Source organism: Vibrio sp. BS-M-Sm-2, from assembly GCF_041504345.1.
Classification (GTDB): Bacteria; Pseudomonadota; Gammaproteobacteria; order Enterobacterales; family Vibrionaceae; genus Vibrio; species Vibrio satsumensis.
The window spans coordinates 3,244,099-3,260,260 of the sequence record NZ_CP167894.1; the positions used below are offsets into that span (position 1 = coordinate 3,244,099).

Annotated in this window: 8 protein-coding genes and 2 pseudogenes; 8 read left to right on the forward strand and 2 right to left on the reverse strand. The window is 43.1% G+C overall.

What is annotated here, in order from left to right; genetic code table 11:
* Positions 1–88 precede the first annotated feature (88 nt).
* The 4 genes from AB8613_RS14855 (at position 89) to AB8613_RS14870 (ending at position 9,319) form a co-directional block, all read left to right on the forward strand.
* Positions 89–2,734: an Ig-like domain-containing protein gene (locus tag AB8613_RS14855; protein ID WP_372384017.1), complete on the forward strand. Its 2,646-nt coding sequence runs from the start codon at positions 89–91 to the stop codon at positions 2,732–2,734.
* 361 nt (positions 2,735–3,095) lie between these two features.
* Positions 3,096–5,738, forward strand: coding sequence for an Ig-like domain-containing protein (locus AB8613_RS14860; RefSeq protein WP_372384018.1), 2,643 nt, complete (start codon positions 3,096–3,098; stop codon positions 5,736–5,738).
* Between the two features lie 360 nt (positions 5,739–6,098).
* On the forward strand, positions 6,099–8,732 hold the full coding sequence (locus AB8613_RS14865) for an Ig-like domain-containing protein (RefSeq protein ID WP_372384019.1): 2,634 nt from the start codon (positions 6,099–6,101) through the stop codon (positions 8,730–8,732).
* Positions 8,733–8,827: 95 nt separating this feature from the next.
* Complete coding sequence (locus AB8613_RS14870; protein WP_372384020.1) at positions 8,828–9,319, forward strand: hypothetical protein; 492 nt, start codon at positions 8,828–8,830, stop codon at positions 9,317–9,319.
* Between the two features lie 57 nt (positions 9,320–9,376).
* On the opposite strand, the pseudogene AB8613_RS14875 reads toward AB8613_RS14870, so the two are convergent.
* Positions 9,377–9,928 (reverse strand): annotated as a pseudogene (locus tag AB8613_RS14875) (transketolase); the annotation flags it as partial.
* A gap of 51 nt (positions 9,929–9,979) precedes the next feature.
* On the opposite strand from AB8613_RS14875, the pseudogene AB8613_RS14880 reads away from it, so the two are divergent.
* Positions 9,980–10,177 (forward strand): annotated as a pseudogene (locus AB8613_RS14880) (sugar-binding transcriptional regulator); the annotation flags it as partial.
* 180 nt (positions 10,178–10,357) lie between these two features.
* Here the strand turns inward: AB8613_RS14880 and AB8613_RS14885 are convergent.
* Positions 10,358–11,299: a helix-turn-helix domain-containing protein gene (locus AB8613_RS14885; protein WP_372384021.1), complete on the reverse strand. Its 942-nt coding sequence runs from the start codon at positions 11,297–11,299 to the stop codon at positions 10,358–10,360.
* A 1,030-nt stretch (positions 11,300–12,329) separates the two neighbouring features.
* Between AB8613_RS14885 and AB8613_RS14890 the strand changes: the two genes are divergently transcribed.
* The 3 genes from AB8613_RS14890 (at position 12,330) to AB8613_RS14900 (ending at position 16,157) form a co-directional block, all read left to right on the forward strand.
* Entirely contained in the window at positions 12,330–12,827 is a 498-nt protein-coding gene (locus tag AB8613_RS14890) for a hypothetical protein (RefSeq protein WP_372384022.1), read from the forward strand.
* A gap of 67 nt (positions 12,828–12,894) precedes the next feature.
* Positions 12,895–13,413, forward strand: coding sequence for a hypothetical protein (locus tag AB8613_RS14895; protein WP_372384023.1), 519 nt, complete (start codon positions 12,895–12,897; stop codon positions 13,411–13,413).
* Positions 13,413–16,157, forward strand: a complete 2,745-nt coding sequence (locus AB8613_RS14900; RefSeq protein ID WP_372384024.1) for a TcfC E-set like domain-containing protein — start codon at positions 13,413–13,415, stop codon at positions 16,155–16,157. The genes AB8613_RS14895 and AB8613_RS14900 overlap by 1 nt, the downstream gene beginning before the upstream one ends.
* Positions 16,158–16,162: the final 5 nt, after the last annotated feature.

Genomic DNA, 16,162 nt, shown 5'->3' on the forward strand with positions numbered 1-16,162 from the left:
TGTTAAACAATAAAGCCTAACTTTTTATTCGTTTTTCCTTAATTAATCATCAAATTGGCTAAGAAGGGCATAACGTAAGAGAGAAGATATGATGATTCGATATCACAGCCAGTTTTCGGTGACTAAAGTTCCAACATTTGTTTTTGCTACAGTTTTCACTCTGTTTGGTTGTGGAGGAGAGAGCAGTGGCACGACCTCCACCGCAACGGGCGTTGATTTGAATGCTCAATCAGCAACGGTGTTGGCTCAAGATGCGATGTATTCAACGGCACTATCGGAACGGTATGAAGTCGATCTGACATCCAATGTGCATTCATCCAATGGGGGCGGTTTTACTTTGACAAACATTGAAGTTTTGTCTCAGCGTAGCGACTGCCAAGTTGAAAGTATGACGGATTCAGGGTTTACGATTCAAGCAACGGATCCGAAGGTGTGCAGTTACCGCTATCAGGTTTCTCCTAAAGCTTCGGCAGCGATGAGTCGTCAATCACAGGATTCAATCGCCATGAGTAATGGCAGTGGCGCCGAAAGCATGAGTACAGCGATTACTCGCGTTGCCGTAAGTAGTGAGCCTGACTCAACCGAGCTTACACCATTGAGTGCTGTAACACTTATTAACGAGAATATCACGGTTTCGTTAAAAGAGGAGTTACAGAAAGTTGGTTACGAGCTGGGTGACCAATTCACCTTAACGAGTAGCGACCTGTCCCTAGCTTATAGTCATGGAGGTAGCGTTAGTGTCGATAGTTTGGATGAGCAAAGTATAAACTACACGCCGGCACAAGGTTTTACGGGTATTGACAGGGTTATGTATAGCTTAGCCAATGCCACAGGAGAAGTGTTAATGGGCGTATTAGATATCGCGGTGGGCTATGAGGCAAACCAAGGCTTTTCGATAGATGGCAATATCCAATACCCGAATACTATTAAGGTTTCGACAGAAACAGACGTCGATATCAGTGATTTTGTGACGTCGGAAGATGGTGATGATTACCAGTTAATTTATGTAAAAACATTCAATGCGCATGTGACACCGAAAGCCCCGCTGGATACCCAAAATAAAACCATTACCTTTAGTGCTCCACAACCTGGTTTCCATTACATTAGCTTCGCGGTGAGTGATCACAATGGTGCTTATGATATGGGTTTGATTCGTGTAGAAGTCGTTGACCCAAACCAGTCGGCACAGTGGAAAGACATTGCTCATTTAGCCGATATATACACAGCACCGCTAACCGTGGTTGATGCAGCAAGCCAAGGCTTAATTTACGACGCTAAGTCCAGTGACACAGGGTACACGCCAGCGATTGATATGGCAGGGCTGCGTTACGCAACAGCGAAAGCGTATTGCGAGAGCATTGGTGCAGTGTTGCCAACAGTAACGCAGTTAACGAAGATGACAACAGACAAGCAAGTTCAATCGATGCACAACTGGCCAGTGGGAAAAGCGTACCTTGCTTATGACGAAGTGGTAGAGAGTGCCAATTGGGTGGATTTGTCTGACAACGACGCCATCGTTCAGACGGGGGAGATTAGTCTGACAGAATATTACTACGGCACGTGTATTAAACAAGGCTTGATTACTGTACTACCAACGTCCAGTGCTGAAGTGGTTGCTAATGGTACCGATGTCGGCACGGTTTTTGTTGAGCTAAAGTTGGGCGATGAAATTAGGCCTAATACTTTGGTCAGTGCCCGGGTCTCTGATTCTAGTGCAACACTCGAGCCTGAGACGCAAACAACCGACAGCCAAGGTCTTGCTCAGTTTGAGTTAACTAGCGTTAAAGCCAAGACGGTGACAGTAACATTTGATGTTGGCGGCGTTACCCAAACTCATGACGTAAAATTCATCGGTGATGAACAGACCTCAGGTGTGACATCGAAAGCGACGATTAATAACGCTGAGTACGGTTCGGTGGATGGTAACCTGGTAACGGCAACCCTAAAAGATGATTATGGCAACCCGTTAGAAGGTTATTCGGTTACGTCAGAGGTAAGTAGCGGCGAGCACCCTGACACGTTCGAGACTGTCAAACCACTTTTGGTGGAAGAGACGACAAAAACAGATTCGCAAGGTGAGCAAAAAGTACGCTTAATATGGGATCGCCAATACGAGATGCCAAAAAGCAGCATGACGTTTGATGTCACCTCGTCTTACACGACGACGTTGGACAAACAGACGGGATCAACCAGCCAAGTGACGTTTAATGGCTATCTTTGTGGGGGCCAAGTCGGCGATGATGATGGTGAAAACGCAGCCGCTGATTGTATTAAAATGGTGGAATTTAACGAAGGTGATGACACATACTTGTTCACGGGTACGCCAAGTGTCAAGTTTTTAAAGGCTATAGACTATCCGGTGTCTTCAAGTGACTTTAAAGAAACAGGTACATATGGGCCGGATGAAGGCGTTTTTGCAAGATTCACAAACTCTCAAGCAAATGCACTTTGCACATATTATAACGATATTGAGTTGAATGGTAAGAGTAACTGGAGGTTACCGACGAGAAATGAACTGAAGAAGAGGCTTTATGACACATATGCTCCCACGGAGTATGATTACAGTGCTATTTATGAGGCGCTGGGTTGGGCGACTCGCTACTACTACTGGTCGTCGACGCGAAGAGAAACCAACAATGGTTCCATCTACTACCTCGTGCGCCTCTACGATGGCAGCGTCTACGGCACCAGCCCTTCCCTTCAGCTCTACGCCTCGTGCGTATCAGGTCCTTAGGGTTTAACGTTTAGAGTTTAGAGTTTGCGGCCCGCAGGGCCGTTTTTTCTTTTTTACAACGCAATAGCTAATTATCAAACTCGGACAATATTGCTGTCTTTACTATCAATCAGCAAAATGGCGAGCTGAGTCTAACAAGTATTACACCTTGTCCAACTCCTGTCGATTTTGCTTTTAGCTAATGCACCTATAATAGTTGGTATTTTTGTTAAACAATAGCGCCTAACATTTCTTTCGTTTTTCCTTAATTGGTCACCAAGTTGGTAAGCTGGGCACTTCCGATAATTTGGAAATTTAAATGCCCGCTCAATATTCTTTCTTAGCGGATAGACTAGAGGCATAGTGTATCAGAGAGTAGATTATGATGATTCGATATTACAGTCAGTTTTCGGTGACTAAAGTTCCAACATTTGTTTTTGCTACAGTTTTCACTCTGTTTGGTTGTGGAGGAGAGAGCAGTGGCACGACCTCCACCGCAACGGGCGTTGATTTGAATGCTCAATCAGCAACGGTATTGGCTCAAGATGCGATGTATTCAACGGCACTATCGGAACGGTATGAAGTCGATCTGACATCCAATGTGCATTCATCCAATGGGGGCGGTTTTACTTTGACAAACATTGAAGTTTTGTCTCAGCGTAGCGACTGCCAAGTTGAAAGTATGACGGATTCAGGGTTTACGATTCAAGCAACGGACCCGAAGGTGTGCAGTTACCGCTATCAGGTTTCTCCTAAAGCTTCGGCAGCGATGAGTCGTCAATCACAGGATTCAATCGCCATGAGTAATGGCAGTGGCGCCGAAAGCATGAGTACAGCGATTACTCGCGTTGCCGTAAGTAGTGAGCCTGACTCAACCGAGCTTACACCATTGAGTGCTGTAACACTTATTAACGAGAATATCACGGTTTCGTTAAAAGAGGAGTTACAGAAAGTTGGTTACGAGCTGGGTGACCAATTCACCTTAACGAGTAGCGACCTGTCCCTAGCTTATAGTCATGGAGGCAGCGTTAGTGTCGATAGTTTGGATGAGCAAAGTATAAACTACACGCCGGCACAAGGTTTTACGGGTATTGACAGGGTTATGTATAGCTTAGCCAATGCCACAGGAGAAGTGTTAATGGGCGTATTAGATATCGCGGTGGGCTATGAGGCAAACCAAGGTTTTTCGATAGATGGCAATATCCAATACCCGAATACTATTAAGGTTTCGACAGAAACAGACATCGATATCAGTGATTTTGTGACGTCGGAAGATGGTGATGATTACCAGTTAATTTATGTTAAAACATTCAATGCGAATGTGACACCGAAAGCCCCGCTGGATACCCAAAATAAAACCATTATCTTTAGTGCTTCACAACCTGGTTTTCATTACATTAGCTTCGCGGTGAGTGATCACAATGGTGCTTATGATATGGGCTTGATTCGTGTAGAGGTCGTTGACCCAAACCAGTCGGCAAAATGGGGAGACATTCCTTATTTGGGGGATGTTTTTACTGCGCCTCTTACAACGGTTGATGCAGCAAATAAAGGCCTAGTTTACGATGCCAAACTCAGTGATTCAGCGTACTCGCCGGCAATCGACATGGCAGGGGTGCGTTACCCAACAGCGGTAGAGTATTGTCAGCAAAGTGGCGCCTCGCTGCCAACGGTAGAGGAACTTTCGCAGATGGCAGGAAACATCAATGTGCAAACTCTGCACAATTGGCCAGCGGACTATGCGTACCTTGCTTATGACGATGTGGCTGAAGAGGCTAAGTGGGTAGACTTGTCTGACAGTGGTAGCGTTCAGACGGGAGCCCTTAGTCCGACAGACTATTACTATGCTACATGTCTCAAACAAGGCTTGATTCAAGTGCAACCAGACTCAAGTACAGAGGTGGTGGCAAATGGTACCGATGTTGGTACGGTCTCTGTGGAGCTAAAACTGGGCGATGAAGTTAGGCCAGATACGCTAATCAGTGCAACGGTCTCTGGTGCTGACGCAACACTAGACCCTGCGACGCAAACAACCGACAGCCAAGGTATTGCTGAGTTTACATTAACCAGCACGAAAGCCGAGACGGTGACAGTAACATTTGATGTTGGCGGCGTTACCCAAACTCATGACGTAAAATTCATCGGTGATGAACAGACCTCAGGTGTGACATCGAAAGCGACGATTAATAACGCTGAGTACGGTTCGGTGGATGGTAACCTGGTAACGGCAACCCTAAAAGATGATTATGGCAACCCGGTAGAAGGTTATTCGGTTACGTCAGAGGTAAGTAGCGGCGAGCACCCTGACACGTTCGAGACTGTCAAACCACTTTTGGTGGAAGAGACGACAAAAACAGATTCGAAAGGTGAGCAAAAAGTACGCGTAATATGGAATCCCCAATACAAGATGCCAAAAAGCAGCATGACGTTTGATGTCACCTCGTCTTACACGACGACGTTGGACAAACAGACGGGATCAACCAGCCAAGTGACGTTTAATGGCTATCTTTGTGGGGGCCAAGTCGGCGATGATGATGGTGAAAACGCAGCCGCTGATTGTATTAAAATGGTGGAATTTAACGAAGGTGATGACACATACTTGTTCACGGGTACGCCAAGTGTCAAGTTTTTAAAGGCTATAGACTATCCGGTGCCTTCAAGTGACTATAAAGAAACAGGTAGAAATGGGCCGGATGAAGGCGTTTTTGCAAGATTCTCAAACTTTCAAGCAAACTCTCAAGCAAATGCACTTTGCACATATTATAACGATATTGAGTTGAATGGTAAGAGTAACTGGAGGTTACCGACGAGAAATGAACTGAAGTACACGCTTTATAACGCATATGCTCCCACGAAGTATGATTACAGTGCTTTTTATGAGGCGAAGGGTTGGGCTTCCAGCCTCGGCTACTGGTCGTCGACGCCGGATGGTTCCACTTACTACTACGTGCACCTCAGCAATGGCAACGTCGGCAGCCTCGACCCATCCCAACAGGTCTACGTCTCGTGCGTATCAGGTCCTTAGGGTTTAACGTTTAGAGTTTAGAGTTTGCGGCCCGCAGGGCCGTTTTTCTTTTTTACAACGCAATAGCTAATTATCAAACTCGGACAATATTGCTGTCTTTACTATCAATCAGCAAAATGGCGAGCTGAGTCTAACAAGTATTACACCTTGTCCAACTCCTGTCGATTTTGCTTTTAGCTAATGCACCTATAATAGTTGGTATTTTTGTTAAACAATAGCGCCTAACATTTCTTTCGTTTTTCCTTAATTGGTCACCAAGTTGGTAAGCTGGGCACTTCCGATAATTTGGAAATTTAAATGCCCGCTCAATATTCTTTCTTAGCGGATAGACTAGAGGCATAGTGTATCAGAGAGAAGATTATGATGATTCGATATTACAGTCAGTTTTCGGTGACTAAAGTTCCAACATTTGTTTTTGCTACAGTTTTCACTCTGTTTGGTTGTGGAGGAGAGAGCAGTGGCACGACCTCCACCGCAACGGGCGTTGATTTGAATGCTCAATCAGCAACGGTGTTGGCTCAAGATGCGATGTATTCAACGGCACTATCGGAACGGTATGAAGTCGATCTGACATCCAATGTGCATTCATCCAATGGGGGCGGTTTTACTTTGACAAACATTGAAGTTTTGTCTCAGCGTAGCGACTGCCAAGTTGAAAGTATGACGGATTCAGGGTTTACGATTCAAGCAACGGATCCGAAGGTGTGCAGTTACCGCTATCAGGTTTCTCCTAAAGCTTCGGCAGCGATGAGTCGTCAATCACAGGATTCAATCGCCATGAGTAATGGCAGTGGCGCCGAAAGCATGAGTACAGCGATTACTCGCGTTGCCGTAAGTAGTGAGCCTGACTCAACCGAGCTTACACCATTGAGTGCTGTAACACTTATTAACGAGAATATCACGGTTTCGTTAAAAGAGGAGTTACAGAAAGTTGGTTACGAGCTGGGTGACCAATTCACCTTAACGAGTAGCGACCTGTCCCTAGCTTATAGTCATGGAGGCAGCGTTAGTGTCGATAGTTTGGATGAGCAAAGTATAAACTACACGCCGGCACAAGGTTTTACGGGTATTGACAGGGTTATGTATAGCTTAGCCAATGCCACAGGAGAAGTGTTAATGGGCGTATTAGATATCGCGGTGGGCTATGAGGCAAACCAAGGTTTTTCGATAGATGGCAATATCCAATACCCGAATACTGTTAAGGTTTCGACAGAAACAGACATCGATATCAGTGATTTTGTGACGTCGGAAGATGGTGATGATTACCAGTTAATTTATGTTAAAACATTCAATGCGAATGTGACACCGAAAGCCCCGCTGGATACCCAAAATAAAACCATTATCTTTAGTGCTTCACAACCTGGTTTTCATTACATTAGCTTCGCGGTGAGCGATCACAATGGTGCTTATGATATGGGCTTGATTCGTGTAGAGGTCGTTGACCCAAACCAGTCGGCAAAATGGGGAGACATTCCTTATTTGGGGGATGTTTTTACTGCGCCTCTTACAACGGTTGATGCAGCAAATAAAGGCCTAGTTTACGATGCCAAACTCAGTGATTCAGCGTACTCGCCGGCAATCGACATGGCAGGGGTGCGTTACCCAACAGCGGTAGAGTATTGTCAGCAAAGTGGCGCCTCGCTGCCAACGGTAGAGGAACTGTCGCAGATGGCAGGAAACATCAATGTGCAAACTCTGCACAATTGGCCAGCGGACTATGCGTACCTTGCTTATGACGATGTGGCTGAAGAGGCTAAGTGGGTAGACTTGTCTGACAGTGGTAGCGTTCAGACGGGAGCCCTTAGTCCGACAGACTATTACTATGCTACATGTCTCAAACAAGGCTTGATTCAAGTGCAACCAGACTCAAGTACAGAGGTGGTGGCGAATGGTACCGATGTTGGTACGGTCTCTGTGGAGCTAAAACTGGGCGATGAAGTTAGGCCAGATACGCTAATCAGTGCAACGGTCTCTGGTGCTGACGCAACACTAGACCCTGCGACGCAAACAACCGATAGCCAAGGTATTGCTGAGTTTACATTAACCAGCACGAAAGCCGAGACGGTGACAGTAACATTTGATGTTGGCGGCGTTACCCAAACTCATGACGTAAAATTCATCGGTGATGAACAGACCGCAGGTGTGACATCGAAAGCGACGATTAATAACGCTCCCTACATTTCGTTGGGTGGTAACCTGGTGACGGCAACCCTAAAAGATGACTATGGCAACCCGGTAGAAGGTTATTCGGTTACGTCAGAGGTAAGTAGCGGCGAGCACCCTGACACGTTCGAGATTGTCAAACCACTTTTGGTGGAAGAGACGACAAAAACAGATTCGCAAGGTAAGCAAAAAGTACGCGTAATATGGGATCGCCAACACGAGATGCCAAAAAGCAGCATGACGTTTGATGTCACCTCGTCTTACACGACGACGTTGGACAAACAGACGGAATCAACCAGCCAAGTGACGTTTAATGGCTATCTTTGTGGGGGCCAAGTCGGCGATAATGATGGTAAAAACGCCGCAGATGCCTGTATTAAAATGGTGGAATTTAACAAAGGTGGTGACACATACTTGTTCACAGGTACGCCAAGTGTCAAGTTTTTAAAGGCTATAGACTATCCAGTGTCTAGTCAGTATGAAGAAACAGGTAAATTGGGGCCGGATGAAGGCGTTTTTGCAAGATTCACAAACTCTGAAGCTAATGACTTGTGCAAGGCATACAATGATATGGGTCTTTACGGCAAATATAATTGGGTGCTCGCCCCTGTCGGCGGTACTTTGTCGCCTGGAAAAATAGGACTACAAGATCTTTACGGCAGGTATAGCAAAATGTATGCAGCGAAGGGTTGGGCGTCCACCTACTACTACTGGTCGTCGACGACCAATTCCGGTACTTTCAATGACTACCTCATGGGCCTCAGCAATGGCGACGTCACCAGCATGAGTTCATACAATCAGTACTACGCCTCGTGCGTATCAGGTCCTTAGGGTTTAACGTTTAGAGTTTAGAGTTTGCGGCCCGCAGGGCCGTTTTTTCTTTTTAAAAAGTTAACGGTTTATTTTCAAACTCAGTAAGGATAGAGATGGATATTGAAACAAAACTCAAGTTGAGCCAGCAACAAGGTAAAATTATTGGTATTCAAGAAGGTATGTTTGTGCGCTTTTATGACCAAGCACTTTACGCATGGCAGCAGTGGGTGGAAACTCGCCCCTCTTTACCCGCTTTAAAAGTTTCGGCTAAAGTGGTGAAAAAACTCGGTTCACAATGTGTCCTGTCGGGCGGGTTACCCGCAATTAGCCTGGCGAAAGTAGGTGTGTTTCCTGACGATAAAGGCGTCATGAGTATCGATTTTTGTGCCGATATGTCTAATTGGGAAGAGTGGTATCTAGCGTACAAAAACGACTTACCTGTACATGAACTGTCTGACTTAAGTCCTAGACTAAAAACAGATAACGGCTTCGCTAAAGTTTGGATGCCACAGTGGTTAGTACACCAATTAGATGAATGCACACCGGACACATCTAACCCTGAGGGTAGGTTGCTACTCGATGTTATTCGTTGGACTGAGAGATAAACGTAGTAATTATATTTTTTGATAAGGCGACACGCTAAAAAACAGGGAACATAGCAGCTTTGCTGCGCCAGCTTCTTTCGCATCCCACTCTGAGTAAACTTCCGACGGTATTTCAAAAGGACTGTGCTCCCAACCTAGTTGCTTACGAGTTGCTGCGATTTCGTCAGCGCCTAATGGTGCACCGTGACAGTCGTGCGTACCTGCTTTGTTTGGAGAACCAAAGCCAATTACCGTTTTAGTACAGATTAGAGTCGGACGAGGATCCGCTTTAGCTGCTTTAATAGCCGCATTGATAGCATCAGCATCGTGACCATCAACTGCTGGAATTACGTGCCAGCCGTAAGTTTCGAAACGCTTAGGTGTATCGTCAGAGAACCAACCTTCAACTTCGCCATCGATAGAGATGCCGTTGTCATCCCAGAAAGCAACCAGCTTACCAAGACCTAGCGTACCCGCTAGAGAACATGCTTCGTGAGAAATACCTTACATCAGACAGCCATCACCCATGAATGCATAAGTGTAGTGGTCTACGATATCTAAGCCTTCTTTGTTGAACGGTGCTGCTAGCGCTTTCTCAGCCATTGCCATACCAACAGCGTTAGTGATGCCCGGTCAACTGCGAAGCTGTTCTCATTTATTGCTCATTGTGCACATCCTACGTACGGAAAAACGGTAAACACAGTAATGAGTGACGAGGAATTGGCTCAGGTTTAGGAGAGTTTCGTTTAATAGTAGAAGTGATCGCGAGGGCGTTAAATCTTCGCGTTGTTAGGTGCACTAAGATCTGGCGTGATTGATGTAATCGCAACCAGTGTATGTCATGCATTAACCGAGCTGGATTTGGATGAGCAGTTGAAGTTGAAGAGGGCGGCGCTTACGCCGCCAATCGTTAGTCTGTTTATAAGGGTATCAATGTTGTGCGATGAAGATATTATTGACCTTGCATAAGATACATTTCGACTGACTTATCAAATTACATAATTTGTGATTCATGATATCTGGTTCAAAAGGCTTTGATGCTACACGGCAATGATTGCGTTAGCCTACTGTATCATCAAGGAGTTCATCAAACCCATTTTTATAAAGGGAGAACAGATATTTGACTAAGTCAGATGCAAGCAAGCTTTCGGATGAAAGCTTTAGTTGAAGAAACTTGTAATTTTTACCGTAAAGTCTTATACCACCGCTTTCGACTATTCGCCCCTTATTGATCACTTGATGATCAGAGTTTTTATCGAAAAGTGTAAACCCGTCTTGGTCATGACAGTTCACATAAAAGTCTCTCGTACAATGAGTCTCTTTTATACGTTCAAGCAGGAGAAGTAAAATAGTCATCCTAGTGGCAGATAATGAGCTGTAAGCAGAGACAATGTACATTGACACACTCCTACCCTTACACCCTTTGTCACTGCACTCTTCTTTGTTGATGAATGGGCAATTTTCTAAATTGTTGGGTGAAATTAGACTAATATCGACATTGCTATCGACAAACCCGTATAGAAGGTGGCCAACTAGTTGACCTGAGGCGTCATGGAATGTGTCTAGTTTTAGCTGACTTTTTTGAATGATTTCGGAGTTAAAGTTAATATTTAAGTAATCCGAATGAAAAGTTTCGAGTTGTTCGCTTAGTTCGGTTTGTTCGGCGAGAGACTCATAGTGATTCATCTCGAATTCTTTTGAGTCTTGAGTGTAATGGTTTCGAGATTTACTTATCACGTAAGCTAACAGGTTTGCCTCGATTTTGCTGTTATTTGTTTCTATGTCTAGTAGCTCCATGATATCACTGCCTAATAATCTCGCGGCGAGTATTTGCTTACTGAGTTTAGGTTTAGTCACACCGCGTTCCCATCGACTATAGGTCGTCAAGTCCAATTTAGAAAAAACATCGTTTCCCTCAATAAGAAAATCAAGGACTTCTTGTTGTGTTACTCCTTTGGAAGCTCGGATATTTTGTAAATATTCTGAGAAAGTGATAGCCATTTTACTCTCCTTAGTTAGACCTTCATGTTAAATGTAAGCATATCCGGTGTTTTTTACAACAGAATATGACAGCAGGACGAGTATTGATGCGATTATTTTGACAATCGCGAAATACAAAGTAAATAACCGCAATTTAAAGGTGCTTTTTCAATCTAGCGACTTGCTACAATAACTCATCGACTTGATTTTTCCTGTCACTAGCATACTGGGTAATAGTTACCCTTTAAACTAACGGTAACTCGAAGGCATTTTGAATCATTTCCTACTTTGGCAAAGCCCTATTTCTAGTTATACCGCAAATCTACGAAGGGTTTTAAAGGCTATTGGCTGCATGAAATATATCTTTATCCTTTAATACGCTTTTGTGATCGATTCGACGCAGGGTCGAGGAACGGGCACTATTATAAGTTTTTTTCTTTGGAATTAAAGAGATAAGTGAGATTTGACAGTTAGTGTTATTAAGTTCCAAGCGGTAGTGATAGCCCAGTTAAAAGAGCGGAAGTTAGATGAATATTAATCGTAGTGAATGACGTGTGATAACATTTATCAAAATAAAGTTGATGTGTTTATTTGGGTTAGCTGGTAATAGGTGATTTATGAAGCTCATTGTAAACGAGAGACTGCTTATCGGCGCAATTAACCTTTAAATTAATTACAGTTTTGAAGACCTTACCGTTGGTAATTCAATTCGCTCGTGTTGAACACTATGATAACTGAATATTAGCTACTAACGTCTGATTTTCTATAATTTCCTCATTATATCTTTTCGCTTAGCTGACTTTTGTTGTTGCAGCGCTTTAGTACACCTTTGGTTCACGAGAACGATTAATTAGCTAAAAAAACAAAGAGCTTAAATTCAAGATCAAAAGTGAGCCTGGGCATTCATGAAAACGAAAAATCTAAAATGCTCAATATTAAAGAGTGAGATTTTAGCAAAATGTATCTCGTTCGCTAGTCATCGTATTCATAACGGTAACTCGGAGCGATAGAAACAATTATTAAATTTTAAAGTAAAGTGAAGGAAATTAAAGTGTCAGTATTCAAAAAAGTAGTTTTAAGTTCAGCAGTATTAATGGGTATGGCGCTAAGCGCTGGCGCAAATGCAGCAGTAACAACAGTTTCTTGGGAAGGTGAAGTGCCAGGTTCTATTGGCGATGGTACACACCTGATTACAGGTGAGAATGGAGATCTTACTGCCTTATATGGTGTTATTCAACCAAATGCCGATGGTCAGTTTGTAAGTGAGGCTATCAAGCTAGAGTCTTACGTTGACAACGGTGGAACGATAGGTGAAGCGACGCCAGTGAACTGGCAGGTTGAGGCGTTTAGTGTGACATACGACAATGCTGAAGTAGATAGCCAATTAGTGACGGCGGTAATCGATGGTGATGATTACGCGGTCGGCGACTCAACTGGCGAAAAAGACAATATTTCAGTTCAAATCAAACAAGAGGCTCAACTTACTGCAGAAGAAGTAGCGGGTAAGACGGTAAAAGCGAGCTTGACGCTTGTAACAAGCGTTGTTTAAGAGATAGTGAACAATTAATCTAGAACAAGAGGCTTGCAATTTTGCAAGCCTCTTTAGGAAATATAACATGAGAATGATGGCAATGGTGCTGGCATTAATTAGTATCAATGTCAATGCACAAAACACTAAAACCCTACAGATCCACACGACGCTAAATATAGGTAACCTTTATACATCTTCTATTGACTCTGTGCAGTTCACTCCGTCGGAATTAACATTAGTCGTTGAAGATAGTCAACGAGACAGGTTTAAAAGAGAGGAGACGATATTAATGATAGAAACGTCAATTCCAGCAAGTGCTTCTCCAATAGCTTATACAACAAAACTAACTAAAAACGAAGCAGAATGTAAAGATTATTCTGGTCAAACTCACGCTCAGGCTAATTTTGTTGATGTGAAGATAGACGACACGCTAATAGAAATTAATCAAAGTAAACGTTTCAGCTTTGTAGAAGGCCAATCTAATCAATATGCTGAGCATAAAATAACACTTGAATTTCAGCCGTTCAATGAAATCAAAATCGATAATAATCAAGCTCGAACATGTACCGGACAGCTAGAGTTCAGTGTTGAGGTGGACGTTTAATGTTAAAGAAAATCTTAGTTTCGACAGCGCTATGTTTTACGCTGCCATTAGTTATATCTGAGGCCTATAGTCAGACTGCACCTGAAGGGTTCGAACACCTGTTCGAACTTAAGGAAACAAGTGTCCGCATCCGTAATCTTGATGGTTCATTGAGCTCTCCTGTCACTTTGCTCACTTCGTTTAAATTGGTCAAATTGGACCAAGATAACTCAGAGTCATTTAGTGTGCTTGCTGATTATTTAGAGAAGAACTCAATTAAAAAGAGCTACCAACAACAGATTATTAGTGATCTACTGAACGGAATTGAAGATGAAAGCCTATGCTTAGGTGAACTAGAGCAATGTCAAATTTTTCCAGAAACTTACGAGTTGGTCCATAATTATAACGACCAAGAGCTATATTTGTTTATCTCTCCAGAAGGTGTTGATTATAAACGGGGTGGAGAAACAACTAATTATCACTCAGTAGAAAGCCGCAAAAATGGTCTGATAAATTCGTTCGATTTATATGTTAGCGCATACCAAGATAGCGATAATAAATTTAGCTTAAATGACGAATCGGTTTTAGGTTTAAATTACGGTTATCTAAAAAGCGACTTCAATATATCTAACGGTAACGAGTTTGAGTTGTATGAAGCAGGATACCATCTTGATATTGACGCTTACGCGTTAAAGGTTGGTCACTTTGAATTTGCACCTGAGCTAAATTCAACAGATTTTCTAAGGAGTACTGCGCGCTTTAGCCAAGATTCTGTAACGGTCGGCTCGTCAGATAAACTTATTATTGGCGGCGTGAACAGTGACAAAGTGCTCAGCTTTTATGTGCCTGTAAGTGGAAGCGTGCAAGTTTATAGAGATGAGCGCGTCATTTACCAGCGAAATGTGTCAGAGGGGCAAAATGCGATTTCTTACGACGAACTGCCGCGCGGACGATATGAAGCAAGAGTAGATGTTTCAAGTGGCGGAGAGGTTGTAAATAGTCAAAGTTTTCAAGTCTACAACTCAACAGGCGATACTTTATCCCCGGGTGGGATGGATTACTTGTTATCCGCCGGTATGTTTGCTGATAGCAACGAGGGTGAAAATACAGGTGTTGATAGCAAGAGTGAAGATAACGTTTATTTTCAAGCATTAGGTAGCTATCAATTGATTGATAGTGTTCAACTTGGTGCGGGAGCTTTGACATCAGAACTTGGGAATATGTTCACACTGGGTGGGACATTGAATTTATTTCAATTTGGTCTGGACAGCGAAGCGGTTTATAGTCAGTTTGACGATGCTAATCACTTAAGTGCGAACATTAGTATACCGTATATCAATCTTGGTTACGAAGAGTTGGAAAACGATAACGAAGACCCTGTGGCATCACGTATGTATGGTCGCTCAAATTACTCTCGTGTGTCATTAAATAGCTCTTATTCATTTGGCCGAGACCAGTCGCTGTATGCGTCATACTCCTTGACGAACGCTAACGCATCAAATGGCTTAGAATCTGATAGCGAGTCTGAACTGTTGTCTTTAGGTTACAGTACCTCTGCGATCCTTGATTCGAGGTTTAATATTAACGTGGATTATAGCCACAGTACCGATGACGCACAGGTTAACTTACTTTGGACAGTTCCATTATCAACGAAGACAGAATCAATTACGGCATTATCTTCAGACAAAGATGGAGTAAATCAGTTTAAGACGACACTTCGTCGTAACGAAGTTATCAAGAGCGACACGTTTGATTCATCAGTAGAAGTAAGTAACACATATGCACGACGCCAAAACGAAATGTACCAAGATGGACGTTTGACTGTAAGCGGCACTACAGAATATGCAAGGATGAACGGTTCGCTTACCGGGTCTAGTAACGGTAATCTGGGTGTTGATGCTAGCTTATCGAGCACTCAAATTATAACTAGTGACGATGTTTATCTTACAGACAAGCATGCTTCGGCATACACATTAGTAGATATCGAACAAAGTGAATTTGACAAAAATTCAGTTGAAGAGAAAGGCTACTTTACACTCAAAAAGCAGGGGAAGGATAATAATAAATTCATCGTGTACCGTGATGAGACCATTATACCGTTACAAGATTTTAATAGTTATGAAGCTACATTTGAGTCTGAAAGCGTTGATTTATATAACGCCGGTGGCAGCGAGGCTATGGTGTTCAGTCACCCAGGTACAGTTGCCACAATAGAGCCCAAAATTCGACGCCTAGTGTCGTTTGTGACAGCGTTTAACAATATTTCCGAAGAGCCTGTAATTAAGGTCGAATGCAGCGGTGAAGGATGCGTAGATGTGAATGAAATGACTAACGGCGTATACAGAGTAACGGTATTAGAGGGGATGGATTTTGAGTTAACGTCAGACGGTACTCAATGTTTATTGCCTTATCAGTTTAATTCTACGAGTCAATTGAATTTCGGACAAAACTATTGCTTACCGATTGCTAAAACAGATACTATACAGAACATTGAATATAAATCAGAATCGTTAAATGCATTATTTCTTGGAGCATTTGAAGTGTCGGATAAATTAACACAATCGATGAATAAACTTGAATATTTAGGTTACAATTTGATTAAAAAAGATATAGGGCGCTATAAAGCGATTTATATATCTCATAAGTCAAATAAGTTACAGGAAGTGTTAGCAACGCATGCGAACGAAATCGAGAAATTTAAACTAATGGCTAAAAATATGTATAAAACAAATAGTATATTTTATCCAGTCGCAAAGATTAACTAGTAGGG

Bases quoted from the DNA above. Each gene is read 5' to 3' on its own strand.
- AB8613_RS14900 (WP_372384024.1), top strand. From the start codon at position 13,413: ATGTTAAAGAAAATCTTAGTTTCGACAGCGCTATGTTTTACGCTGCCA.
- AB8613_RS14895 (WP_372384023.1), top strand. From the start codon at position 12,895: ATGAGAATGATGGCAATGGTGCTGGCATTAATTAGTATCAATGTCAAT.
- AB8613_RS14885 (WP_372384021.1), bottom strand. From the start codon at position 11,299: ATGGCTATCACTTTCTCAGAATATTTACAAAATATCCGAGCTTCCAAA.
- AB8613_RS14855 (WP_372384017.1), top strand. From the start codon at position 89: ATGATGATTCGATATCACAGCCAGTTTTCGGTGACTAAAGTTCCAACA.
- AB8613_RS14860 (WP_372384018.1), top strand. From the start codon at position 3,096: ATGATGATTCGATATTACAGTCAGTTTTCGGTGACTAAAGTTCCAACA.
- AB8613_RS14865 (WP_372384019.1), top strand. From the start codon at position 6,099: ATGATGATTCGATATTACAGTCAGTTTTCGGTGACTAAAGTTCCAACA.
- AB8613_RS14870 (WP_372384020.1), top strand. From the start codon at position 8,828: ATGGATATTGAAACAAAACTCAAGTTGAGCCAGCAACAAGGTAAAATT.